Source organism: Streptomyces changchenzhani, assembly GCF_039766235.1.
GTDB lineage: Bacteria > Actinomycetota > Actinomycetes > Streptomycetales > Streptomycetaceae > Streptomyces.
The window spans coordinates 16931-42105 of the sequence record NZ_JBDHNH010000017.1 but is presented as its reverse complement, the minus strand read 5'-3'; the positions used below and the strand labels follow the sequence as shown (position 1 = coordinate 42105).

The 25175-nt window shown below is 68.8% G+C and carries 25 protein-coding genes; 15 read left to right on the top strand and 10 right to left on the bottom strand.

Annotated elements, in window-relative coordinates:
- The first annotated feature begins 28 nt into the window (after positions 1 to 28).
- From ABCR94_RS35510 to ABCR94_RS35495, 4 genes are all read left to right on the top strand, one after another.
- Positions 29 to 1867, top strand: coding sequence for an ABC-F family ATP-binding cassette domain-containing protein (locus ABCR94_RS35510; RefSeq protein ID WP_347125236.1), 1839 nt, complete (start codon positions 29 to 31; stop codon positions 1865 to 1867).
- 233 nt (positions 1868 to 2100) lie between these two features.
- Positions 2101 to 3918 carry a BamB-related PQQ repeat family beta-propellar protein gene (locus ABCR94_RS35505; protein WP_347125234.1) on the top strand — a complete coding sequence of 606 codons (1818 nt, stop codon included), beginning with the start codon at positions 2101 to 2103 and terminating at the stop codon, positions 3916 to 3918.
- Positions 3919 to 3980: 62 nt separating this feature from the next.
- Positions 3981 to 5777: a BamB-related PQQ repeat family beta-propellar protein gene (locus tag ABCR94_RS35500; RefSeq protein ID WP_347125233.1), complete on the top strand. Its 1797-nt coding sequence runs from the start codon at positions 3981 to 3983 to the stop codon at positions 5775 to 5777.
- Between the two features lie 221 nt (positions 5778 to 5998).
- A complete protein-coding gene (locus tag ABCR94_RS35495; protein ID WP_347125232.1) occupies positions 5999 to 6775 on the top strand; it encodes a helix-turn-helix transcriptional regulator in 777 nt (258 codons plus the stop codon).
- A 20-nt stretch (positions 6776 to 6795) separates the two neighbouring features.
- Here ABCR94_RS35495 and ABCR94_RS35490 read toward each other — a convergent pair whose 3' ends face one another.
- Both ABCR94_RS35490 and ABCR94_RS35485 read right to left on the bottom strand, forming a co-directional pair.
- The gene (locus ABCR94_RS35490; RefSeq protein WP_347125231.1) at positions 6796 to 7068 is read right to left on the bottom strand and encodes a hypothetical protein; all 273 of its coding nucleotides are present in this window, start codon (positions 7066 to 7068) and stop codon (positions 6796 to 6798) included.
- A gap of 13 nt (positions 7069 to 7081) precedes the next feature.
- Positions 7082 to 8752, bottom strand: coding sequence for a sodium:solute symporter family protein (locus ABCR94_RS35485; protein WP_347125230.1), 1671 nt, complete (start codon positions 8750 to 8752; stop codon positions 7082 to 7084).
- Positions 8753 to 9004: 252 nt separating this feature from the next.
- Between ABCR94_RS35485 and galT the strand changes: the two genes are divergently transcribed.
- From galT to ABCR94_RS35465, 4 genes are all read left to right on the top strand, one after another.
- Complete coding sequence (gene galT / locus ABCR94_RS35480) at positions 9005 to 10075, top strand: galactose-1-phosphate uridylyltransferase (protein ID WP_347125228.1); 1071 nt, start codon at positions 9005 to 9007, stop codon at positions 10073 to 10075.
- Positions 10072 to 11082 (top strand): UDP-glucose 4-epimerase GalE, encoded by a 1011-nt coding sequence (gene galE, locus ABCR94_RS35475; RefSeq protein WP_347125226.1) that lies wholly within the window; start codon positions 10072 to 10074, stop codon positions 11080 to 11082. Before galT ends, galE begins: the two co-directional genes overlap by 4 nt.
- Positions 11075 to 12256: a galactokinase gene (gene galK, locus ABCR94_RS35470; protein ID WP_347125225.1), complete on the top strand. Its 1182-nt coding sequence runs from the start codon at positions 11075 to 11077 to the stop codon at positions 12254 to 12256. Before galE ends, galK begins: the two co-directional genes overlap by 8 nt.
- A 345-nt stretch (positions 12257 to 12601) precedes the next feature.
- Complete coding sequence (locus ABCR94_RS35465) at positions 12602 to 13369, top strand: LuxR C-terminal-related transcriptional regulator (RefSeq protein WP_347125223.1); 768 nt, start codon at positions 12602 to 12604, stop codon at positions 13367 to 13369.
- Here ABCR94_RS35465 and tamR read toward each other — a convergent pair.
- Positions 13328 to 13825 carry a MarR family transcriptional regulator TamR gene (gene tamR / locus ABCR94_RS35460; protein ID WP_347125221.1) on the bottom strand — a complete coding sequence of 166 codons (498 nt, stop codon included), beginning with the start codon at positions 13823 to 13825 and terminating at the stop codon, positions 13328 to 13330. The genes ABCR94_RS35465 and tamR overlap by 42 nt on opposite strands.
- A gap of 89 nt (positions 13826 to 13914) precedes the next feature.
- On the opposite strand from tamR, the gene ABCR94_RS35455 reads away from it, so the two are divergent.
- The 3 genes from ABCR94_RS35455 to ABCR94_RS35445 all read left to right on the top strand — a co-directional run bounded on the left by ABCR94_RS35455 (position 13915) and on the right by ABCR94_RS35445 (position 15762).
- A complete protein-coding gene (locus ABCR94_RS35455) occupies positions 13915 to 14706 on the top strand; it encodes a trans-aconitate 2-methyltransferase (RefSeq protein ID WP_347125220.1) in 792 nt (263 codons plus the stop codon).
- Positions 14707 to 14905: 199 nt separating this feature from the next.
- Positions 14906 to 15379 (top strand): hypothetical protein, encoded by a 474-nt coding sequence (locus ABCR94_RS35450; RefSeq protein ID WP_347125219.1) that lies wholly within the window; start codon positions 14906 to 14908, stop codon positions 15377 to 15379.
- Positions 15380 to 15411: 32 nt separating this feature from the next.
- Positions 15412 to 15762 carry a hypothetical protein gene (locus ABCR94_RS35445; RefSeq protein ID WP_347125217.1) on the top strand — a complete coding sequence of 117 codons (351 nt, stop codon included), beginning with the start codon at positions 15412 to 15414 and terminating at the stop codon, positions 15760 to 15762.
- A 259-nt stretch (positions 15763 to 16021) separates the two neighbouring features.
- On the opposite strand, the gene ABCR94_RS35440 is transcribed toward ABCR94_RS35445, so the two are convergent.
- The 3 genes from ABCR94_RS35440 to ABCR94_RS35430 all read right to left on the bottom strand — a co-directional run bounded on the left by ABCR94_RS35440 (position 16022) and on the right by ABCR94_RS35430 (position 17456).
- Positions 16022 to 16282, bottom strand: a complete 261-nt coding sequence (locus tag ABCR94_RS35440; protein WP_347125215.1) for a hypothetical protein — start codon at positions 16280 to 16282, stop codon at positions 16022 to 16024.
- Positions 16279 to 16626 carry a DUF6247 family protein gene (locus ABCR94_RS35435; protein ID WP_347125214.1) on the bottom strand — a complete coding sequence of 116 codons (348 nt, stop codon included), beginning with the start codon at positions 16624 to 16626 and terminating at the stop codon, positions 16279 to 16281. Before ABCR94_RS35435 ends, ABCR94_RS35440 begins: the two co-directional genes overlap by 4 nt.
- An 86-nt stretch (positions 16627 to 16712) precedes the next feature.
- Positions 16713 to 17456: an ATP-binding protein gene (locus tag ABCR94_RS35430; protein WP_347125212.1), complete on the bottom strand. Its 744-nt coding sequence runs from the start codon at positions 17454 to 17456 to the stop codon at positions 16713 to 16715.
- A gap of 276 nt (positions 17457 to 17732) precedes the next feature.
- Between ABCR94_RS35430 and ABCR94_RS35425 the strand changes: the two genes are divergently transcribed.
- From ABCR94_RS35425 to ABCR94_RS35415, 3 genes are all read left to right on the top strand, one after another.
- On the top strand, positions 17733 to 18599 hold the full coding sequence (locus ABCR94_RS35425; protein ID WP_347125210.1) for a helix-turn-helix domain-containing protein: 867 nt from the start codon (positions 17733 to 17735) through the stop codon (positions 18597 to 18599).
- Positions 18596 to 18811 (top strand): DUF397 domain-containing protein, encoded by a 216-nt coding sequence (locus ABCR94_RS35420; protein ID WP_347125209.1) that lies wholly within the window; start codon positions 18596 to 18598, stop codon positions 18809 to 18811. Before ABCR94_RS35425 ends, ABCR94_RS35420 begins: the two co-directional genes overlap by 4 nt.
- Positions 18812 to 18936: 125 nt before the next feature.
- Entirely contained in the window at positions 18937 to 19158 is a 222-nt protein-coding gene (locus ABCR94_RS35415) for a DUF397 domain-containing protein (protein ID WP_347125208.1), read from the top strand.
- A 125-nt stretch (positions 19159 to 19283) separates the two neighbouring features.
- On the opposite strand, the gene ABCR94_RS35410 is transcribed toward ABCR94_RS35415, so the two are convergent.
- Together ABCR94_RS35410 and ABCR94_RS35405 are read right to left on the bottom strand one after the other, a co-directional pair.
- Positions 19284 to 19970, bottom strand: a complete 687-nt coding sequence (locus ABCR94_RS35410; RefSeq protein ID WP_347125207.1) for a TetR/AcrR family transcriptional regulator — start codon at positions 19968 to 19970, stop codon at positions 19284 to 19286.
- Entirely contained in the window at positions 19967 to 20971 is a 1005-nt protein-coding gene (locus ABCR94_RS35405; protein ID WP_347125206.1) for an acyl-CoA desaturase, read from the bottom strand. The genes ABCR94_RS35410 and ABCR94_RS35405 overlap by 4 nt, the downstream gene beginning before the upstream one ends.
- Positions 20972 to 21191: 220 nt before the next feature.
- On the opposite strand from ABCR94_RS35405, the gene ppc reads away from it, so the two are divergent.
- The gene (gene ppc / locus ABCR94_RS35400) at positions 21192 to 23921 is read left to right on the top strand and encodes a phosphoenolpyruvate carboxylase (protein ID WP_347125204.1); all 2730 of its coding nucleotides are present in this window, start codon (positions 21192 to 21194) and stop codon (positions 23919 to 23921) included.
- A gap of 92 nt (positions 23922 to 24013) precedes the next feature.
- Here the strand turns inward: ppc and ABCR94_RS35395 are convergent, their stop codons facing one another.
- Positions 24014 to 24475 (bottom strand): hypothetical protein, encoded by a 462-nt coding sequence (locus ABCR94_RS35395; RefSeq protein ID WP_347125337.1) that lies wholly within the window; start codon positions 24473 to 24475, stop codon positions 24014 to 24016.
- A gap of 84 nt (positions 24476 to 24559) precedes the next feature.
- Positions 24560 to 25150 (bottom strand): aminoacyl-tRNA hydrolase, encoded by a 591-nt coding sequence (gene pth, locus ABCR94_RS35390; protein WP_347125202.1) that lies wholly within the window; start codon positions 25148 to 25150, stop codon positions 24560 to 24562.
- Positions 25151 to 25175: the final 25 nt, after the last annotated feature.

Sequence of the window (25175 nt, the reverse complement as noted above, 5' to 3'; positions counted from 1 at the left end):
CCCATTCCCTTTCCTGGAGCGCGCATCAATGGCTGTCAACCTGGTCAATGTCGAGGTAGTCAGCAAGGTGTACGGCACCCGTGCCTTGCTCGACGGCGTGTCCCTCGGCGTGTCCGAAGGGGACCGGATCGGCGTCGTGGGCCGCAACGGCGACGGCAAGACCACCCTCATCCGCATGCTCGCCAAGCTGGAAGAGGCCGACTCCGGCCGCATCACCCACATCGGCGGACTCGTCCTCGGTGTGCTGACCCAGCACGACTCGCTCGATCCCACCGCGACCGTCCGCCACGAGATCATCGGCGATCTCGCCGACCACGAGTGGGCGGGCAACGCCAAGATCCGTGACGTACTGACCGGACTCTTCGGCGGCCTCGACCTGCCCGGCTTCGGGCAGGGCCTGGACACCGTGATCGGCCCGCTCTCCGGTGGCGAGCGCCGCCGTATCGCGCTGGCCAAGCTGCTCGTCGGCGAGCCCGACGTGCTCATCCTCGACGAGCCGACGAACCATCTCGACGTCGAAGGCATCGCCTGGCTGGCGCAGCACCTGCGCACCCGCCGCTCCGCGCTCGTCTGCGTCACTCACGACCGGTGGTTCCTGGACCAGGTCTGCACCCGCATGTGGGACGTGCAGGGCGGTTCCGTCCACGAGTACGAGGGCGGCTACTCCGACTACGTCTTCGCGCGCGCCGAGCGTGAGCGCATCGCCTCGACCGAGGAGACCAAGCGCCAGAACCTGGTCCGCAAGGAGCTGGCCTGGCTGCGCCGCGGCGCCCCCGCCCGTACGTCGAAGCCGCGCTTCCGCGTCGAGGCGGCCAATGAGCTGATCGCCGACGTGCCGCCGCCCCGCGACACCTCCGCGCTGATGAAGTTCGCCAACTCGCGGCTTGGGAAGACCGTTTTCGACCTGGAGGACGTCACCGTCCAGGCGGGCCCGAAGACGCTGCTCAAGCACCTCACCTGGCAGCTCGGCCCCGGCGACCGCGTCGGCCTGGTCGGCGTGAACGGCTCGGGCAAGACCTCGCTGCTGCGGGCGCTCACCGAGGCGGCCCGCACGCTGGGCGACATCCAGCCCGTCGCCGGGAAGGTCGTCGTGGGCAAGACCGTGAAGCTCGCGTACCTCTCCCAGGAGGTCAGCGAGCTCAACCCCACGCTGCGGGTGCTGGAAGCCGTCCAGCAGGTGCGTGACCGGGTGGACCTGGGCAAGGGCCGTGAGATGACGGCGGGCCAGCTGTGCGAGCAGTTCGGCTTCACCAAGGAGAAGCAGTGGACGCCCGTCCGCGACCTGTCGGGCGGTGAGCGCCGCAGGCTGCAGATTCTGCGGCTGCTGATGGACGAGCCGAACGTACTGTTCCTCGACGAGCCGACGAACGACCTCGACATCGAGACGCTGACGCAGCTCGAAGACGTCCTCGACACCTGGCCGGGCTCGCTCATCGTGATCTCCCACGACCGGTTCTTCATCGAGCGGACGACGGACAAGGTGTACGCCCTGATGGGCGACGCCACGCTGCGCAACCTGCCGCGCGGGCTCGACGAATACCTGGAGCGCAGGCGGCAGATGATCGAGTCTGCGGTTTATGCGCCTTCTGCGGCTTCCGTGAATTCGTCCTCCGCGTCCTTGGCGTCGGTGACTGCCCCCGCCCGGAAAAAGGCGGCTTCCGAAGCCCGCGCCGCGAGCAAGGAAATGCAGAAGCTGGAGCGCCAGATGGAGAAGCTCTCCGACAAGGAGACCAAACTTCACGGCCAAATCGCCGACAACGCAACCGACTTCGAGAAGGTCGCTCTGCTCGACGCCGAACTTCGTGATCTTGCTACCACTCGTGATGAGCTGGAGACGCGTTGGATGGAACTTGCGGAAGACGCGTAACGGACACGTGCAAAAGAAATAACGAGCGCATCACGGGCCGGTCCTCCCTTGGGAACAGGGGAGGACCGGCCGGTCGTATGGAGGGGCTCAAGTGATAGAAAGAAACCCCGCTCGACTGACGTAAATTTGCGGGATCCAAGCCCGATTCGCTCCTTTCCGGGGGTATTTCACCACTGGAAACGCGGGGGAGACCGACCGGGCTGTGGACCACCCGTGTGAAGAGGTATGTGCTGATGTCTCAGCCGCCCAACCAGCCGCCGCAGGGCGGCTTCGGAGCGCCGCAGGACCCGCAGAAGGGAGCCCCGCAGCAGCCGGCCCAGCCGCCGCAGATGCCGCCGGCCCCGCCGACGCCGCCGCAGGGGCAGCCGCCCCAGCAGCAGCCGGGCTACGGGTACCCCCAGGCACCGCAGCCCCAGGCACCGCAGCCTGGTTACGGCTACCCCGCCCAGCAGCCCGGCGGTCAGCCCCAGGCCGGCCCGTACGGCCAGCCCCAGCAGCCGGGCCCGTACGGCCAGCCGCAGACCGTCCCGTACGGCCAGCAACAGAGCGGCCCCTACGGCGGCTACCCCACTCAGCAGCAGTACCCCGGCGCCCCGGCACCGGGTGGCGGCAGCCCTTTCAAGGGCAAGCCCGCGGCCATCATCGGCGCGGCCCTCGCTGCGGTACTCGTCATCGGCACCGGCGTCTACTTCGCCGTCAGCGGTGACGGCGACGGCGACAAGAAGCCCGTCGCCCAGGAGAGCCAGAAGAAGGACGACAAGCCGACCGCTGAGCCCTCCGCCGACGAGGGCGACGGCGACGGCACCGGTCGGCAGACGACCGACGACCTCAACGCCGGCCGTGAGGCCGGCGAGGCCAAGGTGCTGTGGCTGAAGACCAACGAGGTCGACATGCCGCGCGGCAGCCACAAGGCGTACGGCCCGTGGTTCACCGGGGACGTGGTGGTGCAGGCCCTCTTCAAGTCGGTCACCGCGTTCGACGTGAACACCGGTAAAAAGAAGTGGGAAGTGCCGTTCGAGAACGAAGTGTGCGCAGCCCCCAGGAACGCCACGGCAGACGGGAAGATCGTCGTAGGCGTGATGGACGGCAAGACCGACAAGGCCAAGTGCAACCAGCTGCGGCTCGTCGACCTGACCGCAGGCAAGGCGGGCTGGACGACCGAGGTCAAGAAGGAAAACCTCTTCGACGTCTCCTCCAGCGTAGAGCTGGCGATCGGCGGCAACACCGTCACGGCCAGCCGTTTGGGCGTCTCCAGCGGCTACAAGATCAGTGACGGCTCGAAGATCTTCGGCGACGAAAAGGTCAACGGCTGCGGCGCGAACTCGTTCGCGGGCGGCAGCAAGCTCATCGCGGTCGACGACTGCGGCACCGACGGCAAGTCCCAGCAGGTGCGCGAGGTCGACCCGGCGACGGGCAAGGGCAACTGGACCTTCACGGTCCCCAAGGGCTGGCAGGTCAAGCGCGTCTACTCGGTCGACCCGGTGGTGCTCTACCTGACCAACGAGGACAAGAAGGCGTGGAACATCAGCACCCTCAAGGCTGATGGCACCATCCGCTCGCAGCTGGACACCAAGGCGAAGATCGAGCCGCAGTGCGGCTGGGCGATCATGGAGGCAGCCCTGCAGGGCTGCCTCGGCACGGTCGCGGACGCCAACACGCTCTACCTCCCCACCGCGGACAAGGCGGGCGGCGAGGACGGCTTCGACCGGACGAACGACATCGTCGCCTTCAACCTGAACACCGGTAAGGAGAAGTGGCGTTCGCCGGCGGGCAAGGACCGCACGATGCTTCCGGTGCGCATGGACGGCGCCAACGTGCTGGCGTACGTCGAGCCGTCCTACGACCACGGCGGCGGCATCGCCAGCATCGGCGCCGGTGGCGGCGCGCCCAAGTTCGTACTGAAGACCCCGGAGTCGACCGCGGAGGTCGAGAACAGCTTCAGCAACCGCGGTGTCTCCTACACGGACGGCCGCCTCTTCATCACCCCGCCGAGCCTGACCGGCAGGGACGACGAGGAGGGCGAGAAGACGATGATGGTCTTCGGCAAGTGAGCGCGCCGAGCCGGTTCTGAGTCTCCCCCCGCACCCCTTTCGTCCCCGAAGGTAGATCCGCCATGACGCAGCCGCCCCAGCCACCTCCGCCGCCCAACGAGCCGCCACCCGGCGGCGGCTTCGGCGCACCCACGCCGCCGCCCGCCGAGCAGCCCGGCTACGGCTACCCGCAGACGCCGCCCGCCCAGCCGGGCTACGGCTACCCGGGTCAGCCCGGACAGCCGCCGCAGATGCCGCCGGGCCAGCCCGCGCAGCAGCCGGGGTACGGCTACCCGGGCCAGCCCGGCCAGCCGGGCCAGTACCCGACCCAGCCCGGTCAGCCCGGCCAGTACCCGACTCAGCCGGGCCCGTACGGCCAGCAGCAGCCGTACGGCCACCCGCAGGGCCCGCCCCCGCAGGGCGGTCCCGGTGACGGCGGCAAGAAGGCCAACACCATCGCGATGATCATCGGCGCGTCGGTCGTCGCCCTGGCGCTGGTCGTCGGCGGAATCGTCATCTACAACTCCAAGAGCGACGACGGCGACACGAAGAAGGAAGCCAACTCCTCAGCGGGCACGACCGGCGGCGGCGACGAGGGCGCCGACGACAAGCCCGCGCCCGACGGCGAGGGCAAGGAAAAGCCCGCGGCGAGCACCAAGTCCAAGGTGCTCTTCAAGCTGCCCGCGCCCAAGGTGACGGAATCGGTCGCGAGCATGGCCGGCTCCTGGATCACCGACAAGGCGTACGTCAAGAGCGGCCTCAAGGAGGTCGTCGCGTACGACCTGGACACGGGCGCGGAGCTGTGGACGATCCCGCTCCCGGGCGAGGTCTGCGCCGCGACCAAGCACGTCACCGCCAACAAGACGGCCATCGCCTTCGCGGGTCCGGCGGTGGCGGGCAAGAAGTACACGCCCTGCACCGAGATCGGACTGATCGACCTGACCGAAGGCAAGCTGCTGTGGCAGAAGTCGGTCAAGGACGGTGACCAGAAGGTCACCTTCAGCGAGGTCACCATCGGCGGCGGCACGGTCGCGGCCGGCGGTACCGGTGGCGGCGCGGCCTGGGACGTGGCCGGCGGCAAGCTCCTCTGGAAGCCCGTCGAGAACGTCGAGCAGTGCCGCGACGTGGGTTACGCGGGCGGCGAGGCGCTCGCCGCGGTGCGCCAGTGCGGTCCGTACGACTCGGCGGTGCTCTCCATCGAGTACCTCAACCCGAAGGACGGCAATCCGCTCGCCAAGTACAAGCTGCCGAGCGGCGTCGAGGACGCGAGCATCGTCTCCACGAAGCCGCTGGTCGCGGCGGCCGACGTCGGCGACACCGCGGGCGACGGCAGTGGCGTCACCGACTTCTTCTCGATCGACGAGAAGACCGGCAAGCTGCGCGCCAAGATCGCCGTCGACGCGGAGAAGTACGCGCCGGACTGCAAGGACACCGAGGGCTGCTCCAAGGTCGCCGTCGGCAACGGCCGGATCTATGTGCCGAGCGAGGAGCACCCGGGCGCCGGCGACGACAGCTACCGTACGAACGAGATCGTCTCGTTCGACCTCGCCACGGGCAAGATCACCGCTGACCGCATCGACGCGGGCGAGCGCTACACGATCGACCCGATCCGCATGGACGGCGGCAACCTGATCGCGTACAAGTCGGCGCCGTTCAGCAAGGGCGGTCAGGTCGTGAGCGTCAACGGTGGCTCCATGAAGCAGACCCTGCTGATGGAGAACCCGGCCAATGACGCGGTCATCAGGGTCGAGTCCACCTTCTCGCCGGACTCCGCCGAGTACCGCTACGAGGGCGGCAGGCTGTTCCTGGCGACGGTCCTGATGAGCGAACCGCGCCCCGGTGACAAGCGGTTCCTGGCGATCGGCTTCGGCACCAAGTGACGTAGCGGCATCGCAGTCGCACAACGGCCCCGGCAGTGGTACGAATTCACTGTCGGGGCTGCTTTATGCCATGTTTGACCCACAAGTAGTCCTGAATGGCGTGGAATTCGACAATCCGAGGGGCTTCTCCCGAGTAAGGGGCGCGTATCGTCGAACAAGCGTGTAGCTTGCCGGGTCAGGAGGGCCGGGGGGCCAACTCCAGGGGGATGGGGGCTTGCTCGATGGGCGTGCGGCTCATGGTGGTCGATGACCACCGCTTACTCGCCGAGGCGCTCGCCTCGGCGTTGAAGCTGCGCGGGCACCGCGTGCTCGCGGCGGCCGCGCCGACCGCGGGGGCGGCGGAACTGGTCGTCAGCAGGGCGCCCGAGGTGTGCCTGTTCGGTACGGCGTCACCAGCCGTGCCAGGGGTTTTCGACCCGATCGTGCGGATCAGACGTGAGCGCCCGCAGGTGGCGGTCGTGGTGCTCGGCCCGGTGCCGAACCCGCGGGGGATCGCCGCGGCCTTCGCCGCCGGAGCAGCCGGTTACGTACGCCACGACGAGCGGATCGAGGGTGTGGAGCGCGCCATGGCGAAGGCCAGGGCGGGTGAGGCGGCGGTGGCGCCGCAGCTGTTGCAGGGGGCGTTCGCCGAGCTGCTCAACCCGGCCGCGCAGCCGGACGACGAGGGCCAGCGGCTCCTCCAGATGCTCACCCCGCGCGAGGTCGAGGTGCTGCTGCGGGTCGCGGACGGCGAGGACACCCGGCTGATCGCCGCCGGCATGGGCATCGCGCCGAGCACCGCCCGTACGCACGTCCAGCGGGTGCTGATGAAGCTGGGAGTGGGCTCGCGCCTGGAGGCGGCGGCGCTCGCGGCGCGCACCGGGCTGCTCGACCGGGCCGTGGTGAGCGCCGGGCCCGCCGCGGCGGCGGATCCACCGCGTGAGGAGGCGCGGGACGCGGCGCACGATCTGACGCAGGACATGACGCGGGACATGGCGGCGGGGCAGGACCACATGTGACGGTCCGGCCCCACAGGCTCCTACTCGGGGGGCGGCGGCGGCGCCGTGGGGCGCAGCTTCAGCCAGATCAGGAAGAACAGCCCGAGGGCGAGCATGGCCAGGCCCGTCCACAGGTTGATGTTGATGTCCTGGGCCTTCTTGAGGTCGGCCGCGGATGGGTTGATCCCGGCGATCGTCACGATGACGCCGTAGAGCGTGAAAAGACCGCCGATGATGCGCCGGATGTCGAAGAGGCGTGCCGCGGTGGCGGACTTGCTCTCCAGTGCGGAGACTTCGCGCTGCAGGTCGGACATGGTGGGCCTCCGATCAGAAGGAGTAGGGGATGTAGCACAGGGCGGCGAGCACGATCGCGCCCCAGCCCAGCAGGGCGGGCTTGCGGTACCAGGCGTCGTCGCCCTCGGCCGGGGCCTCTTCCATGTCCGGGGACACCGTTCCGTACACCAGGCCCGCCAGTTCGGCCTCTGGCTTGGGCGCGGTGAAGAGTGTGACCACGACCATGACCACCGCGCCGGCGACGAAGCCGACGATCGCGGAGACGAAGTTGGCGCCCTGGTCGGTGGGGATGTCGATGATCCCCTGCTTGTAGATCCAAAAGTAGTTGACCATCGCGGCCGTGGTGCCCGCGAACAGGCCCCAGACACCGGACTTCATCGAGGCCCGCTTCCAGAACATACCGATGATGAAGACCACGAACATCGGGACGTTGAAGAAGGAGAACAGCGTCTGGAGGTAACTCATGATGTTGGTGAAGCTGGAGGCGATGAAGGCCGTCCCGATGGAGGCCAGCACGCCGACCGCCGTGATCAGCCGGCCGACGCGCAGGTAATAGGCGTCCTCGCGGCCCTGCTTCACGTACTTCGACCAGATGTCGTACGTGAACACGGTGTTGAACGACGAGATGTTGGCCGCCATGCCCGCCATGAAGGCGGCCAGCAGACCGGTCACCGCGATGCCCAGCACGCCGTTCGGCAGCAGCTCCTGCATGAGCAGGGGTATCGCGTCGTTGTACGTCAGGTCCGAGCCCGGGGTGCCGATCTTCGGCACGATCACCGCGGCGACCAGGCCCGGGATCATCACCAGGAAGACGATGAACATCTTCGGGAAGGCGGCGATCAGCGGGGTGCGCTTCGCGGCGGACAGGTTCTTCGCGGACAGGGCGCGCTGCACCTCGGCGAAGTTGGTGGTCCAGTAGCCGAAGGACAGCACAAACCCGAGGCCGAGCACGATGGTCAGCCAGTTCGCGCCGAGCGGGTTGGCGTCACCGATGCCCGTACCGCCCCAGGCGGTCATGAAGTTGTCGCCGTGGCTCTTCTGCAGCGAGCCGCTCAGACCGTCCCAGCCGCCGACCCGCTTCAGGCCGAGTATCGCCAGTGGGATGAGCGCGGCGAGGATCACGAAGAACTGGAGCACCTCGTTGTAGATCGCCGAGGAGAGACCGCCGATGGTGATGTACGCGAGGACGAAGAGCCCGGCGACCACGATCGCGACCCACTGCGGCCAGCCGAGCAGCGCCTCGACGACGATCGACAGGGCGTAGAGGTTCACGCCCGCGATGAGGATGGCGGCGAAGGCGAAGAGGACCGAGCTGAGCAGGTGCGCGGACTTGTCGAAGCGCTGCAGCAGGAACTCGGGTACGGAGCGGACCTTCGACCCGTAGTAGAAGGGCATCATCACCAGGCCGAGGAAGACCATGGCGGGGATGGCGCCGATCCAGTACCAGTGCACTACGGCCACGCCGTACTGCGCGCCGGTCGCAGCCATGCCCAGGATCTCGGTGGCGCCGAGGTTGGCGGCGACGAAGGCGAGGCCGGTGACCCAGGCCGGCAGTGAACGGCCCGACAGGAAGAAGTCGAGGCTTGTCTTCACACTGGCCCGTGCGGCGAATCCGATGCCGAGGACCACGGCGAAGTAGATCGCCAGGATGGTGTAGTCGAGCCCGTTGGTGGGGAGCCGAAGCCCTTCGGCCAGGTAGTGCATGGGGGGCACCTGATTCGTCGAGCGAAATGATCCAGACGGAACCTACGCCTCCCGCTACCGGAACTGAATACTTTTGGTGGTGTTCTTTGTTGGATTGTGATCGAAAGGTCCGCCCGCCGACTTCCCGCGACCCGGGGCGTCTCGCGCACCGCCGTCCGGCGCTTCCCCATGACTGAACTGTTGACTGAACTGTTGACTCATGGTTTGTTGTGTTCGGTTCTGTTGAATAAGTGCGATGAGGGGCCCCAGCGCGTGAAGAAGACGTCGACCCGGCTCGCCGACGGTCGTGAGCTGCTCTATTACGACTCCCGCGACGACACCGTGCGCGACGCGCCGGACCTGAGGCCCCTCGACCCCGTCGCCACCACCGCGCAGATCCGCCACGACCCGCTGCTCGGCGACGCGGTCGCCGTCGCCTCGCACCGGCAGGCCCGCACCTACCTCCCGCCGGCCGACGCATGCCCGCTCTGCCCGTCCCAGGACGGCCGCCTCAGCGAGATCCCGGCCGCCGACTACGACGTGGCCGTCTTCGAGAACCGCTTCCCCTCGCTGGCGGGCGACGCGGGCCGCTGCGAAGTCGTCTGCTTCACCTCCGACCACGACGCGTCCTTCGCCGACCTCACCGAGGAGCAGGCCGCCCTGGTCCTGGAGGCCTGGACCGACCGCACCGCGGAACTGGCCGAGCTCCCGCAGGTCAAGCAGGTGTTCTGTTTCGAGAACCGGGGCGCCGAGATCGGCGTCACCCTCGGCCACCCGCACGGCCAGATCTACGGCTACCCCTTCGTCACCCCGCGCACCGAGCTGATGCTGCGCTCGGCCCGCGCCCACCGGGCGAAGACCGGCCGCAACCTCTTCGACGACGTACTCGCCCACGAGCGCGCCGAAGGCACCCGGGTGGTCCTCGACGGCGAACACTGGGTGGCGTTCGTGCCGTACGCCGCGCACTGGCCCTACGAGGTGCACCTCTACCCCAAGCGGCGCGTGCCCGACCTGCGGGCGCTCGGCGACGAGGCGCGCACAGAGTTCCCACAGGTCTATCTGGAACTGTTGCGCAGGTTCGACCGGATCTTCGGCCCCGACGAGCCCCCGACGCCGTACATCTCCGCCTGGCACCAGGCGCCCTTCGGCGAACCGGGCGAGGCGGGTGAACCGGGCGAGGCGGGGCGCGGCGGATTCGCGCTCCACCTTGAGCTTTTCACCATTCGACGCACTGCGGGCAAGCTGAAGTTTCTCGCAGGTTCCGAATCAGGCATGAATGTGTTCATCAACGATGTGCCGCCGGAGACCGCGGCTGAGCGACTGCGAGAGGTAGCGAGCAAGTGAGTCAGAAGTTCTTGGTCACCGGCGGTGCGGGGTACGTCGGAAGTGTGGTCGCGGCGCATCTCCTGGAGGCGGGCCACGAGGTGACCGTCCTCGACGACCTCTCCACCGGCTTCCGCGAAGGAGTCCCGGCGGGCGCCACCTTCATCGAGGGGCGCATCCAGGACGCCGCGCGCTGGCTGGACGCCAGTTTCGACGGAGTCCTGCACTTCGCGGCGTTCTCCCAGGTCGGCGAGTCCGTCGTGGACCCCGAGAAGTACTGGACGAACAACGTCGGCGGCACCATGGCACTGCTCGCCGCGATGCGCGCGGCCGGAGTGCGCAGGCTGGTCTTCTCCTCCACCGCCGCGACCTACGGCGAACCGGTGTCCACGCCCATCACGGAGAGCGCGCCGACCGCGCCGACCAACCCGTACGGCGCGACCAAGCTCGCCGTCGACCACATGATCAGCGGCGAATGCCACGCCCACGGCCTGGCCGCGGTCTCGCTGCGCTACTTCAACGTCGCGGGCGCCTACGGGACCTGCGGCGAGCGGCACGCCCCCGAGTCGCACCTCATCCCCCTGGTACTCCAGGTCGCGCAGGGCCGCCGGGAGTCGATCGCGGTGTACGGCGACGACTACCCGACGCCCGACGGCACCTGCGTACGCGACTACATCCATGTCGCGGACCTCGCCGAGGCGCACCTGCTGGCGCTGGGCGCCACCGGGCCGGGCGAGCACCTCATCTGCAACCTCGGCAACGGCAACGGCTTCTCGGTCCGCGAGGTCGTGGAGACCGTACGCAAGGTCACCGGGCACCCGATCCCCGAGACACCGTCGCCGCGCCGGGCCGGCGACCCGGCGATCCTGGTCGCCTCCGCCGACGCCGCGCACAAAAGGCTCGGCTGGAGCCCGTCGCGCGCCGACCTCGCGGGCATCGTCGCGGACGCCTGGGCGTTCGCCCAGCGGGACCAGCGGGACCAGCGGGACCAGCGGGACCAGCGGGAGGAGACCGGTGGACATGAGTGACCGCACCCCCAGTACCGACACCGCGCACGTCACCGAGGCCTTCGTCGCGCTGTACGGCGCCCGGCCCGACGGCGTGTGGGCCGCGCCGGGGCGGGTCAACCTCATCGGCGAGTACACCGACTTCAACGGCGGCTTCGTACTGCCGCTGGCCCTGCCCCACACCGCGCTCGCCGCAGTCTCGCGGCGCGACGACGGCGTACTGCGCCTGCACTCCGCCGACATCGACGGCGGCGTCGTCCAGTTGGCCGTCGACGATCTCGCGCCGCTGACCAACACCAGCTGGGCCGCGTACCCGGCGGGCGTCGTCTGGGCGTTGCGCGAGGCGGGCCACCCGGTCACCGGCGCCGACATCCACCTCACATCCACCGTCCCCACCGGCGCGGGCCTTTCCTCGTCGGCGGCGCTGGAGGTCGTCACCGCCCTCGCCCTCAACGACCTGTACGAACTCGGCCTGACCGCACCCCAGTTGGCCGTACTCGCCCAGCGCGCCGAGAACGCCTTCGTCGGCGTGCCCTGCGGGATCATGGACCAGACGGCCGCCGCGTGCTGCACCGAGGGCCACGCCCTGCACCTGGACACCCGCGACCTCACCCAGCGTCAGGTGCCCTTCGACCTGGCCGCACACGGCCTGCAGCTGCTCGTCGTCGACACCCGCGTCAAGCACGCCCTGGGCGACGGCGCGTACGCGGAGCGCCGCACCGGCTGCGAGGCGGGCGCGCGCGCCCTGGGCGTCACCGCGCTGCGCGATGTCGCGTACGACGCGCTGCCGGACGCACTGGAGACGCTGGCCGCCTCGGCCGACGAGGCCGTCGTGCGCTACGTACGCCATGTGGTCACCGACAACCAGCGGGTGGAGCAGGTCATCGCCCTGCTTGACGCGTCAGACCCGCGCGCGGTGGGCCCGTTGCTCACCGAGGGGCACACCTCGCTCCGCGACGACCTGCGCGTCTCCTGCGCCGAACTCGACCTGGTCGTCGAGTCCGCGAACGCGGCGGGCGCGCTGGGTGCGCGGATGACGGGCGGCGGCTTCGGCGGCTCGGCCGTCGTGCTGACCGAGTCGGCCATGGCGGACACGGTCACCAAGTCGGTGCTCGCGGCCTTCGCCGCGGCCGGGCACACGGCGCCGCGGGTCTTCCCGGCGATTCCCTCGCGGGGGGCGCACCGGGTCAGCTGAGCGGCCTCCAGCCGGTCACCCCACCCAGAGGCGTCGATCTCGTTGTCTACTTCTGTCTCCCTACGCAACATGAGCCACACCCTGAACAGCTCGGGCAATCAGTTCTGCCAATTGCCTTCCCCTCCCGGCGCCCAGTCGTAGGCTGATGCACAGCACCGGTGGGGGCCGGTGCTGATCAGGGGGCGAGACGGACGGGTACGACGCCCGGGGTGGGGCACTAGTAGTCAGTGAGCGGCGGCGGCCGCACGACTGCGACGCCCATTTCTCCGGGCGCCGTACCCGCGACGGCCGTTCCCCACCGGGGGTCCGGAGCGTCGCTCCGGACGACGCAGCATGGGGGTGTCCGTGGTTCGGATCCGGGTACTGGTGGTGGACGATCACCGCATCTTCGCCGAGTCGCTCGCCGCGGCCCTCGCGGCCGAGCCCGACGTGGATGTCACGCCGGCAGGCAGCGGCCCAGCAGCGTTGCGCTGCCTGGAGCGGGCGGCGACGGAAGGCCGCAGATTCGATGTCATGCTCGTCGACGCCGATCTCGGTGCGTCGGCCGCGCCCGTCAACCGGCCCGTGCATCTGCCACCGCCCGGCGAGGACGGCCTGGTGGACGGCATCTCCCTGGTGGCGGGGGTCCGTTCGGGACAGCCCGCCGTCCGTACGGTCGTGCTCGCGGAGAAGGACGACCAGCGCCGCGCGGCGCTCGCGCTCCAGGCCGGTGCGTCGGGCTGGGTCGCCAAGGACTGCTCACTGCAGCGCCTGCTGGCCGTCATCCGCGGCGTCCTGCGCGACGAGACGCATCTGCCGCCCGCGCTGCTCACCGGCGTACTGCGCGAGCTGACCGCGGCCCGTAAGCACCGCACCGAGAGCGAGCGTCTTGTGGAGTCCCTGACCCCGCGCGAGCGCGAGGTGCTGCGCTGCATGGTGGCCGGGCTCGGCCGCAAGGCGGTCGCCGAGCGGCTCTTCCTCTCCCCGCACACCGTCCGCACGCACATGCAGAACGTGCTGGGGAAGCTGAGTGTGCACTCCACGCTGGCAGCGGTCGCGCTCGCGCGCCGCGCCGGGGTCGGGCCCGCCGACCTAGCCGGGGACGTTGTCGAACGGGGCGGTCAACTGGCGTAGCAGCCCGGCCAGTTCGCCGCGCTGCGCCCGCGAGAGCTCGCCCAGGATCGCCCGCTCCTGCGCGAGCAGCCCGGCCAGCGCCTGGTCGGCGCGGTCACGGCCCTCGGCGGTGAGCCGCACCAGCACACCGCGCCGGTCGCTCGGGTCGGGCAGCCGCTCGACGAGGCCCTTGGTGGCGAGCCGGTCGATGCGGTTGGTCATGGTGCCCGAGGTGACCAGGGTCTGGGTCAGCAACTGACCGGGCGACAGCTGATACGGGTCACCCGCGCGCCGCAGCGAGGTGAGCACGTCGAACTCCCAGGGCTCCAGACTGTGCTCGGAGAACGCGAGCCGACGCGCCCGGTCCAAGTGCCTGGCCAGCCTGCTGACACGGCTGAGCACCTCAAGTGGTTCCACGTCGAGATCGGGGCGCTCACGGCGCCACGCTGCGACCAGTCGATCGACCTCGTCCTCCATGGCGATCAGTGTAGAGGGTCTGTCGACCTCAAGTCTCTTGAGTTCAAGTATCTTGACATCAAGTTACTTTTACGGGGAGGCTGACCCGTATGACAGCACCCACCTGGGACCCTCAGCAGTACCTGCGCCACGCCGACCACCGCACCCGCCCCTTCCGCGATCTCCTCGCCCGCATCGACGCCCCGGCCACCGCCCGCATCGCCGACCTGGGCTGCGGCGCGGGCAACGTCACCGCGCTGATGGCCGGGCGCTGGCCCGAGGCCCGCATCACCGGCTACGACAGCTCCCCGCAGATGCTGGAACAGGCCCGGCAGTACGCGGGCCCGCGACTCGACTTCGCACCGGCGGACGCGGCCACCTGGGTGCCCGGGGAAACGTACGACGTGATCGTGTCCAACGCGCTCCTCCAGTGGGTGCCCGGCCACGCGGACCGCTTCGGCGTCTGGCTCGACGCCCTCACCCCCGGCGGCACCCTCGCCTTCCAGGTCCCGGGCAACTTCACCGCCCCCAGCCACACGATCCTCGCCGAGCTCTGCGAATCCCCGCGCTGGCGCCCCCTCCTGCACGGCGTCGGCGACCGCACGGCCGCCGTCCTGGAACCCGCCGAGTACCTGAGCCGGCTCACCGCTCTGGGCTGCGAGGCCGTCGACGTATGGGAGACGACGTACCTCCAGGTCCTCACGGGCCAGGACCCGGTACTCGACTGGGTCAAGGGCACGGCCCTGCGCCCGGTCCTCACGGCCCTGGCCGACGCCCCCGACGAGCGCGACGCCTTCATCACCCAGTACGCCGAAGCCCTACGCGCCGCCTACCCGCCGGGTCCGCACGGCACGGTGTTCCCGTTCCGCCGGATCTTCGCCGTGGCGAGGAGGGCGGCCTGATGCGGACGGCGGTCGACCACATCCGAATCCCCTCCGGCTCCCTCAACTTGCCTGCTTTCAGGGTGGCTTCAATGAAGCGAATCTTCGTTGACCGCGCGTCGGTAGGTGTGATGCAGTGCGTCGCAACCTCAGGGGAAGAGGCTGTGACACGCCGAGTCCCCCGCACTGACCACGGGGGACTCATCAGCAGGGGGAAGTCTTGCGTCTCTACCCGTCACGCGCCGTCAAGGCGGCGCTGACCACCTTCACCGTCATATCAGCTCTGACCATCCCGACGGCCGGTTCCGCAACCGCCGCGATGACGTCGAGCAAGGCGGGCACCACGTCCGCCGAGGTCGCCGCTGCCAGTATCGACGCGAAATGCCGGAGCCACGGCCGCAATTACGTCGTACGGAACTACCACCGAGGGCCCGCCAAGTACACGCTGCGCTGCGGCACCAGCACGTGGGGCTGGAAGCACATCAAGGCGCGTCACGGCTGGAGCAGTACGATGGACAGGAAGATCAGCGCCGCCTTCTGGTCCGGGTCCCCCAATGGCCGGGGCGGCTTCTCTACCTACACCGCCCAGTGCCCGAGTGTCGAGAAGTTCCGCACCATCATCGGTACGCCTGCTGGGCAAAATGATCTCCTCACCGCATACAAGGTCAACACTCGCGCTGCTGCCATGTGCTGAGCCGAGCCAACGGGAAAGGACAGGTGGTGTGCATGCCGACACCGGAACCCACTCCGGCCGAGCGTGCGCTGGGGCGTTCATACACCACGGGTGACGGGCAAATGGCGTTCGACATCTCTGATCTGTCCGTCGCCCATCACCCGGATCGCAGCGCGACCTTGACGTACTCGCTCACCGCGGTGCGTCCAGGCCACCCGGACGAGCGCTGGATGTTCACGCTGCCGTGGGACGACAAGTCCTTTGTCGATGTGCTCACCGCGCAGGCCCCCGACCCAGAGCGGCTCCGCCAGCTCGTGCACCTGGTGCGCGCCCTGTTGGAGGAGTGGTGGGACACCAAGCAGTACAATCGGCGGTCGGCGAGCATGGGGCGCCAGCTTCCCTGAGCCATTGCCGTTCCGCCGGGCCGGTGCGTGGCCCGGGCCAGGTCCCGGACTGCGTAACGGTGTCTTTGTCGCCTTCCTCGCCACCCTGGTCATGGCCCTCGCAAGCTGGCTGCTGTTCCGACGCAGCAAGCGGCCCTAGCAGCTCCGCCAGGCTCGGAGGGTTGGTGCACGGGTGGAGTGGGACGGCGACCTTCCCCGGCCACCGCCGCCTGTGCTTCTGGGTCCCAGTCGGCAACCGCTTCGAATTCCTGGAGCCTCTTCAGCCGTACCAGGTGACGTTGCAGACGTATGCGCACTCGTGGCGGGGCACGGCGAGGAAGCTGATGAACCCGCGCCCGCCCAAGAGATCGAACTCGCGCAGCCCGCCCTCGCGGTCGACGGGCCGGCCGACTTTCACCGAGTCGTGTCCGAGTGAGGCGAGCTCGGTGGCGAGCCGCTCGACCTCTGCCACGACACCGGGTGGCAGGCCAGAGGTGAGGTACTCGGCGCTCGGGTTGTAATCCCAGGTCCAGTCCGTCATAGCCCTGCCTCTGCCTCTGCAGCTTCCCGGATCTGGCGGATCTCGGCGATGGCGTCGGTCGGGTCCTGCTCGCCCTCGTTGACGATCCGCTCCAGTTCGCGCAGCTGAGTGGCGCGCTGCGGGTGTCGCTCGATGGCGATGAACACGGCCCAGGAGTGGACGAAGGCTCGCAGCGGGGCGAGGCTCTGCGTCTGCTGCGCGTTGGTGGTGGCCTCGAAGAGGTGCTGGGTGAGCGCGGGAATCCGGCTGGGCGCGATACGGGCGACCGCGGCGCGGAGCGCATCGGGTGTGAGCTCGGGCATGGGGATCAGCGGTCCGTACGGGCCGTCGGGCTGGGCGCTCACAGTGACCTCCGGCGGGGGTGGTTCGGTCTCCGTACGGTACCGGTACTGGCGGTACGGCCGTGTTCGTACGGTGCAGGCCACTGGGCTCACTCCGCGATGGTGAGGTCGGCCCAGACAGTGAGGCCGGTGCGGGTCTGGCGTTGCCCCCAGCGGGTGGCGAGGGCGGCGGTGATCAGCAGACCGCGTCCGCATTCCTGCTCGGGGTCGGGCTCGTCGGGTACGGCTCCCCGGCTGGCGTTGCCTTCGTCGGTGACACTGACAACGATCGTGCGCGCGGTACGGGAGAGGGCAACCGTGATGGTGTGGCTGGCGGTGTGCTCCAGCGCGTTGGCGGTGAGCTCGGCGATGATCGTTTCGAGGGCGTCGATGGTGTCTGGGGGCAGGCCCCACACCTGGGCGGTGGCGCGTACATAGAGTCTGGCGGCTCTCGCGGAGGTGAGGGTGTCGCCGGGGAGGGCGAGGAGCCCGAGTGCCTGGGGTGCGGCGGGGCAGCGGGCGAGGGTGTCGTGGGCGACCTCGATGAGGGACGGCAAGCAGTGCTCCGTACAGGATGACTCTTCGGGCTCGTACGGTTCTGGTGGGGCGAGGCGTGCGCCTCGGCTCGCGGCGATGAGGAGCGCGTCGTGGAGGGCATCGACCAACTGGGCGGCCAAAGGCCCGAGTTTGCTGTCCTCGTCGAACGCGGCACGCGCGTGAGTGAGGAGTCGTGCGGCGAGGGCGAGCTGGAGGGTTTCGACTTCGTCGGCGAGGCGGGTGAGAGGGCCGGTGCCGTCGGTGGAGAGGTAGCAGAATCGCCCGTCCTCGCCGGTCCAGGGGAGGAGTCGGTTCACCGGGCGACCTCGATTCCGTGGATACGGTGCGGGCCGACGTCGATGGCGCGGAGGCCGGTGGGGGTACGCGGTGCCATGGCGCCGCTCCTTTGTGGTGCGAGGCAAGTAGTCGCTGAGCGCTACTGCGCAAGCCTCTTGCGCATGTTCACGAGTGTGGAACTGAGAAAGGTTTCTCGGCAAGAGTCTCAGAAAGGATTCACGCGTGTGAGTGAACATGGCATATGTCGGGCCGGTTCGTGTGTGTAAAGTCCGCGCCAGAGAGGCGGTGATTGACGCATGTCCGAAGCTCGTCCGAACCTGATGCGTCGACGACTTGGTCTGGCGCTGCGTACGCTGCGCCAGCGCGCGGGCCTCAACCTCCCAGACGCTGTGGAGAGGTTGGCCCTCTCTGGTCCGTCCGCACTCAGTAAGATCGAAAACGGCAAGCAGCGCGTCCCCTCGGCTGCCCTGGACAAGTACTTTGGTGCCTATGGGGTCGAGGACGCCCAGCGCATCGAGGAGATCCGGAAGCTGGCGTCGCTCGCCTCATCGCCACGCAGGACCAATCTGTTCAACCAATATCGCGACGCAGTCCGCGACCCTTTCGCCGACTACCTCGAACTCGAAGAGCTGGCTGCACACGCGGACTGGTACGCAGCCCAGCTGATTCCCGGACTTCTCCAGACGCCCGAGTACGCGCACGCGGTTGTCGACGGAAGTGGCAAGTGGCGGACCGCGCGGGAGGTTCGCAACTTCGTTGAACTGCGCATGAAACGCCAAGAGGTCCTGCGCCGAGAGAGCCCTCTGTCCATCTGGTGTGTGTTGGATGAGGCGGTGTTGTGCAGGGAGATCGGCGGATCTCAGACCATGGCCGGGCAACTTCTTCATCTACTCGGCATCACCGAGGAGTTGCCAGGGGTGGAGATCCAGGTGCTGCCCTTCAGCGCAGGTGTACACGCAGGGATCGATGGGGCCTTCACTGTCTTCCGGTTCGATTCCGGAGATCCCCTGGCGGTGGTGGAGCCACTGACAACCTCTCTCTATCTGGAGGAGGATGTTCACGTGGGCCGCTATGACGTCGCCTTTAATCACCTACGTGCGAGGGCGCTGGACATCCCGGCGTCGCGCGACTTCATCAAAGGTCTCATCAAGGAGGAAGCTTGACCGGCAAGGCTGCTGAACTAAGCGATGCCAACTGGATAAAGAGCAGTTTCAGTTCCGGAGGAGACAACTGCGTCGAGGTGGCTGTCGTCGTTGGCGCGACGGCTGTCCGTGACTCGAAGGTCCCTCAAGGGCCAGTCCTCACCTTCGCCACTGTCGCGTTCGGTGTGTTCGTCGACAGCGTCAAGATTCACGGGCTTGACCGTGCGGTCTGATGCTGTCGCGGAAGCCCTCGTGGGTCGTCACTGGTTCGAGTTCGTACAGTCCGAGTGACGGCACTGCGCGGAGGTTGCGTTCGCCGTCGATAACGCCCGTACAGACAACGACAGGAGCTCACCTGATGAACACCGCGTCAATCGTTGCCCAGCTCGCGGCTGCGGGCTGGTTCAAGAGCAGTTACAGCGCGGCCGAAAACGAGTGCGTTGAGATGGCGCGCACTCCACAATGGGTCGGAGTCCGCGACTCAAAGGACCTGTCCGGGCCCAGCCTGATCGTGCCGACGACGGCATTCGCCGCGTTCGTCGATGGTGTGAAGGGCGACGGCGTGAACCACACCGCCTGATCCGATCGCCTTCGAACAGCACGAAGGAACAGCACAAAGCGGGCCGACCCTCGACGGGTGCGGCCCGCTTCACGTCTGGGGCTCAGCCTCGGCCCACCGGGCCCGGCCGGCGGGGCGCCCGCCCGTCAGCTCTTGCGGTGGCCTATCAGGCGCGGCTTCGACTCCAGGTTGCCCAGGCCGTGCCACGCCAGGTTCACCAGATGGGCCGCCACCTCCGCCTTCTTCGGCTTGCGGGTGTTCACCCACCACTGGCCGGTCAGCGCCACACTGCCGACTAGCGCCTGCGCGTACAACGGAGCGAGCTTCGGGTCGAAGCCGCGGGCCTTGAACTCCAGGCCCAGGATGTCCTCCACCTGCGTGGCGATGTCACTGATCAGCGAGGCGAAGGTGCCCGTCGACTGCGCCACCGGCGAATCCCGCACCAGGATGCGGAAACCGTCCGTGTACTCCTCGATGTAGTCGAGCAGCGCGAACGCCGCCTGCTCAAGCAGCTCACGCGGGTGACCGGCCGTCAGCGCGCCCGTCACGATGTCGAGCAGCCGCCGCATCTCACGGTCGACCACCACGGCGTACAGGCCCTCCTTGCCGCCGAAGTGCTCGTACACCACCGGCTTGGAGACCCCCGCCTTCGCGGCGATCTCCTCCACCGACGTGCCCTCGAAGCCCTTCTCGGCGAAGAGTGAGCGGCCGATGTCGAGCAGCTGCTCGCGGCGTTCCTTACCTGTCATGCGCACGCGGCGGGCCCGCCGGCTCGGGGGCTTGATCTTCTCGCTGTCCGTATTGCTGCCGTCGATCGCCACGTCGCCAATCATGCCGCTTCTGAGGAACTGGGTTTACGTTCCGGGGAACTGGACTTGCGCCGGGACTCGATCCGGTCGCTGCTCGGCCACCGGACGTCGTACGCCCAGCCGGCCTGTTCGAACCACCGGATCAGGCGCGCGCTCGAATCGACCTGACCCCTCATTACACCGTGCCGCGCCGACGTCGGTTCCGCATGGTGCAGGTTGTGCCAGGACTCACCGCAGGACAGCACCGCGAGCCACCACACATTGCCCGAACGGTCCCGGGACTTGAACGGCTGCTTGCCCACCGCGTGACAGATCGAGTTGATCGACCAGGTCACATGGTGCAGCAGCGCCACCCGCACCAGCGAGCCCCAGAAGAACGCCGTGAACGCGCCCCACCACGACATCGTGACCAGACCCCCGACCAGCGGCGGAATGGCGAGCGACAGCATCGTCCAGTACAGGAAGTCACGCGAGATACGGCGGATCGCCGGGTCACCGATCAGATCCGGCGCGTACTTCTGCTGCGGTGTCTGCTCCTCGTCGAACATCCAGCCGATGTGCGCCCACCACAGGCCCTTCATCAGAGCCGGCAGCGTCTCACCGAACCGCCACGGCGAATGCGGGTCACCCTCGGCGTCCGAGAACTTGTGGTGCTTGCGGTGATCGGCGACCCAGCGGACCAGCGGACCCTCCACGGCCATCGACCCCATGACCGCCAGCGCGATACGCAGCGGACGCTTCGCCTTGAAGGAGCCGTGCGTGAAGTAGCGGTGGAAGCCGATCGTGATGCCGTGGCAGCCCAGGTAGTACATGAAGACCAGCAGCCCGAGGTCGAGCCAGCTCACCCCCCACCCCCACACCAGCGGCACGGCCGCGAGCAGGGCGAGGAAGGGGACGCCGATGAAAAGAACCAGCGCCAGCTGTTCGATGCTGCGCTTGGACTCCCCGCCGCGGGTGGCGGAGGGGGCGGATGCGTCGGCTGTCGACTTCGAGGCGTCATCGAGCACGTCAGGGCCTGTCGGCATGGGATCCCCTGGGGGTGAGGGATGAAGATGAGGATGGGGAGGGTGGGATGAGCGGGAGGCTACGGTTGCGTAACCTACGGCATCGTAAGTATGGCAGCGCTTCGCCGGGCGGCAAGTGCCGCGGACAACCGGTTTGCCCCCGACACCTATCCTTGGTGTCGTCGGACAGCGTGGTCCACAAACCTCCAGTCGTGCTCAAACACTGCAAGGAGCCGCACCTGTGAGCAGTGCCGACCAGAACTCACACACCAGCCCGGAGCTGCGTGCCGACATCCGCCGTCTGGGCGATCTCCTGGGCGAGACGCTCGTCCGCCAGGAAGGCCCCGAGCTCCTTGAGCTGGTGGAGCGGGTCCGCGCCCTGACCCGCACCGACGGCGAAGCCGCCGCCGAGCTGCTCGGCGACACGGACCTGGAGACCGCCGCCCGCCTCGTGCGGGCCTTCTCCACCTACTTCCACCTCGCCAACGTCACCGAGCAGGTCCACCGCGGCCGCGAGATGCGCGCCAAGCGCGCCGTCGAGGGCGGGCTCCTCGCCCGCACCGCCGACCGGCTCAAGGACGCCGACCCCGAGCACCTGGCCACCGCCGTCAAGAACCTCAACGTCAGGCCCGTCTTCACGGCGCACCCGACCGAGGCCGCCCGCCGGTCCGTGCTCACCAAGCTGCGCCGCATCGCGGCCCTCCTCGAAACCCCCGTCATCGAGGCCGACCGGCGCCGCCACGACCTGCGGCTCGCCGAGAACATCGACCTCATCTGGCAGACCGATGAGCTGCGCGTCGTACGCCCCGAGCCCGCCGACGAGGCCCGCAACGCCATCTACTACCTCGACGAGCTGCACGCCGGCGCCGTCGGCGACGTACTGGAAGACCTCGCATCCGAGCTGGACCGGGTCGGCGTCGAGCTGCCCGCCGGGACCCGGCCGCTGACGTTCGGCACCTGGATCGGCGGCGACCGCGACGGCAACCCCAATGTGACACCCGCCGTCACCTGGGAAGTGCTGATCCTCCAGCACGAGCACGGCATCACCGACGCCCTGGAACTCATCGACTTCCTGCGCGGGCTCCTGTCGAACTCGATCCGCTACACCGGCGCCAGCGAGGAGCTCCTCACCTCCCTCCAGGCCGACCTGGAGCGCCTCCCGGAGATCAGCCCCCGCTACAAGCGCCTCAACGTCGAAGAGCCCTACCGGCTCAAGGCCACCTGCATCCGGCAGAAGCTCGTCAACACCCGCGAGCGTCTCGCCAAGGGCACCGCGCACCGCCCCGGCTGCGACTACCTCGGCACCGGCGAGCTCCTCGCCGACCTGGTCCTCATCCAGACCTCGCTGCGCGCCCACCGCGGCGGCCTCTTCGCCGACGGCCGCATGGACCGTACGATCCGCACGCTCGCCGCGTTCGGGCTCCAGCTCGCCACCATGGACGTACGCGAGCACGCGGACGCCCACCACCACGCCCTCGGGCAGCTCTTCGACCGGCTCGGCGAGGAATCCTGGCGGTACGCCGACATGCCCCGCGAGTACCGGCAGAAGCTCCTCGCCAAGGAGCTCAGGTCCCGCAGGCCGCTCGGCCCCATCCCGGCCCCGCTCGACGCCGACGGCGCCAAGACCCTCGGGGTCTTCTCCACCATCAAGGAAGCCCTCGCCAAGTTCGGCCCCGAGGTCATCGAGTCGTACATCATCTCGATGTGCCAGGGCGCCGACGACGTCTTCGCGGCAGCCGTCCTCGCCAGGGAAGCCGGCCTCATCGACCTGCACGCCGGCTGGGCCAAGATCGGCATCGTGCCGCTCCTGGAGACCACCGACGAGCTGCGCGCCGCCGACGTCATCCTCGACGAGATGCTCGCCGACCCCTCGTACCGGCGCCTGGTGTCCCTGCGCGGTGACGTGCAGGAAGTCATGCTCGGCTACTCGGACTCCTCGAAGTTCGGCGGCATCACCACCAGCCAGTGGGAGATCCACCGCGCCCAGCGCCGGCTGCGCGACGTCGCCCACCGCTACGGCGTACGCCTGCGCCTCTTCCACGGCCGCGGCGGCACCGTCGGCCGCGGCGGTGGCCCCTCGCACGACGCGATCCTCGCCCAGCCCTGGGGAACGCTCGAAGGCGAGATCAAGGTCACCGAGCAGGGCGAGGTCATCTCCGACAAGTACCTCGTGCCGTCCCTGGCCAGGGAGAACCTGGAACTGACACTCGCCGCCACCCTCCAGGCCTCCGCGCTGCACACCTCGCCGCGCCAGTCCGACGAGGCACTGGCCCGCTGGGACGCCGCCATGGACACGGTCTCCGAGGCCGCCCACACGGAGTACCGCAGGCTCGTCGAGGACCCGGACCTGCCCGCGTACTTCTTCGCGGCCACCCCCGTCGACCAGCTCGCCGACCTGCACCTGGGCTCGCGCCCCTCGCGCCGCCCGGACAGCGGCGCGGGACTCGACGGACTGCGGGCCATCCCGTGGGTCTTCGGCTGGACCCAGTCACGGCAGATCGTGCCCGGCTGGTACGGCGTCGGCTCCGGCCTCAAGGCACTGCGCGAAGCCGGCCTCGACACCGTCCTGGACGAAATGCACGAGCAGTGGCACTTCTTCCGCAACTTCCTGTCCAACGTCGAAATGACGCTGGCCAAGACGGACCTGCGTATCGCCCAGCACTACGTCGACACCCTCGTCCCCGACGAGCTCAAGCACGTCTTCGAGATGATCCGCGCCGAGCACGCGCTCACGGTGACCGAGGTCCTGCGGATCACCGGCGGACAGGAACTGCTCGACACCAACCCGGTGCTCAAGCAGACCTTCTCCGTACGTGACGCCTACCTGGACCCGATCTCCTACCTCCAGGTCTCCCTGCTCGGCCGCCAGCGCGCGGCAGCCGAACGCGGCGAGGAGCCCGACCCGCTGCTCGCACGGGCACTGCTGCTCACCGTCAACGGTGTGGCGGCGGGGCTGCGCAACACGGGCTGACCCCGGTACCGGCGCTCTTCACGACGCGGATGACGCTGCCCCGCACCCGGCTGTTCTCGGGTGCGGGGCAGCGTTGTTGTTGCGGGGGCCGCTTACAGGGACAGGAACGCCGCCCCCAGCAGCAGAGCGCCCGCCAGCGCCGTCCACCACGCGATCCGGGTCCGGCGCAGGCCGCCCGCGATCACCAGGGCCGCAAGGAGCAGCGCGCCGCCCAGCGGCACCCAGGCGAGCAGGACACCGGACGTGCCGGCCCGTACCGCCTCGGTCGTGCCGGGCTTGATCACCACCGCGAGATACGTGCCCTTCTTGGTGGCGACCGATTTCTCGATGCTCACGCGCGCGTGGTCGGTCGTGCCGCCGCCCGGCGCGTACGGGCCGGTACAGGTCTCCGCCGCGCAGGAAGCGACCCGCAGCGTGCCGTGATCGCGGCCCTTGGCGAGCATCACGTGCTGGGCGGTGCCCCAGGAGGAGCGCACCCCGGCGACAAGCAGCAGCAGGGCGATGACGGCCATCGCCCCCCGGCGGGCGTACAGGAGCACTTGCGTCCGCTTCATGGCCATGAAGCGCGATCCTTGGCCATGCAACCGCGTTGGGTCAACCTCTGGCCAGGAACTGCTCAGGAGTTGCTCAGGAGCTGCTCAGGAGTTGTACGTAGACCGAGCACGCTCAAGACCCTCGGTAACCAGACACTCCACCGCATCCGCCGCCCGGTCCACGAAGAAGTCCAGCTCCTTGCGCTCCGTCGACGAGAAGTCCTTCAGCACGAAGTCGGCGACCTGCATCCGACCCGGCGGGCGACCGATACCGAAGCGCAGCCGGTGATAGTCCGGGCCCATCGACTTGGTCATCGACTTCAGACCGTTGTGCCCGTTGTCCCCGCCGCCCAACTTCAGCCGTAGCACGCCGTAGTCGATGTCCAGCTCGTCATGGATCGCCACGATGTTCGCGGTCTCCACCTTGTAGAAATCACGCAGCGCCGCGACCGGACCACCGGAGAGATTCATGTACGACAACGGCTTCGCCAGCACCACCCGACGGCCCGCAGGACCCGGCGCACCCACCCGGCCCTCGACGACCTGGGCACGCGCCTTGTGCGCCTTGAACTTCGACCGCATCCGCTCCGCGAGCAGGTCCGCGACCATGAACCCCACATTGTGGCGGTTGGCCGCGTACTCGGGCCCCGGATTGCCCAGCCCCACGATCAGCCAGGGCTCCGCTGCGTCCGTCATCTGATCCGTCTCTCCTGGTTCCTGG

Excerpts from the sequence above, each read along its gene's own strand:
- pth (WP_347125202.1), bottom strand. The coding sequence starts at position 25,150 with ATGACGGACGCAGCGGAGCCCTGGCTGATCGTGGGGCTGGGCAATCCG.
- ABCR94_RS35485 (WP_347125230.1), bottom strand. The coding sequence starts at position 8,752 with ATGCACTACCTGGCCGAAGGGCTTCGGCTCCCCACCAACGGGCTCGAC.
- ABCR94_RS35440 (WP_347125215.1), bottom strand. The coding sequence starts at position 16,282 with ATGACGGACTGGACCTGGGATTACAACCCGAGCGCCGAGTACCTCACC.
- ABCR94_RS35500 (WP_347125233.1), top strand. The coding sequence starts at position 3,981 with ATGACGCAGCCGCCCCAGCCACCTCCGCCGCCCAACGAGCCGCCACCC.
- ABCR94_RS35455 (WP_347125220.1), top strand. The coding sequence starts at position 13,915 with ATGACAGCACCCACCTGGGACCCTCAGCAGTACCTGCGCCACGCCGAC.
- ABCR94_RS35415 (WP_347125208.1), top strand. The coding sequence starts at position 18,937 with ATGAACACCGCGTCAATCGTTGCCCAGCTCGCGGCTGCGGGCTGGTTC.
- ABCR94_RS35490 (WP_347125231.1), bottom strand. The coding sequence starts at position 7,068 with ATGTCCGACCTGCAGCGCGAAGTCTCCGCACTGGAGAGCAAGTCCGCC.
- ABCR94_RS35395 (WP_347125337.1), bottom strand. The coding sequence starts at position 24,475 with ATGAAGCGGACGCAAGTGCTCCTGTACGCCCGCCGGGGGGCGATGGCC.
- ABCR94_RS35410 (WP_347125207.1), bottom strand. The coding sequence starts at position 19,970 with ATGATTGGCGACGTGGCGATCGACGGCAGCAATACGGACAGCGAGAAG.
- ABCR94_RS35445 (WP_347125217.1), top strand. The coding sequence starts at position 15,412 with ATGCCGACACCGGAACCCACTCCGGCCGAGCGTGCGCTGGGGCGTTCA.
- ABCR94_RS35425 (WP_347125210.1), top strand. The coding sequence starts at position 17,733 with ATGTCCGAAGCTCGTCCGAACCTGATGCGTCGACGACTTGGTCTGGCG.
- ABCR94_RS35405 (WP_347125206.1), bottom strand. The coding sequence starts at position 20,971 with ATGCCGACAGGCCCTGACGTGCTCGATGACGCCTCGAAGTCGACAGCC.
- tamR (WP_347125221.1), bottom strand. The coding sequence starts at position 13,825 with ATGGAGGACGAGGTCGATCGACTGGTCGCAGCGTGGCGCCGTGAGCGC.
- ABCR94_RS35495 (WP_347125232.1), top strand. The coding sequence starts at position 5,999 with ATGGGCGTGCGGCTCATGGTGGTCGATGACCACCGCTTACTCGCCGAG.
- ABCR94_RS35510 (WP_347125236.1), top strand. The coding sequence starts at position 29 with ATGGCTGTCAACCTGGTCAATGTCGAGGTAGTCAGCAAGGTGTACGGC.
- galK (WP_347125225.1), top strand. The coding sequence starts at position 11,075 with ATGAGTGACCGCACCCCCAGTACCGACACCGCGCACGTCACCGAGGCC.
- ABCR94_RS35505 (WP_347125234.1), top strand. The coding sequence starts at position 2,101 with ATGTCTCAGCCGCCCAACCAGCCGCCGCAGGGCGGCTTCGGAGCGCCG.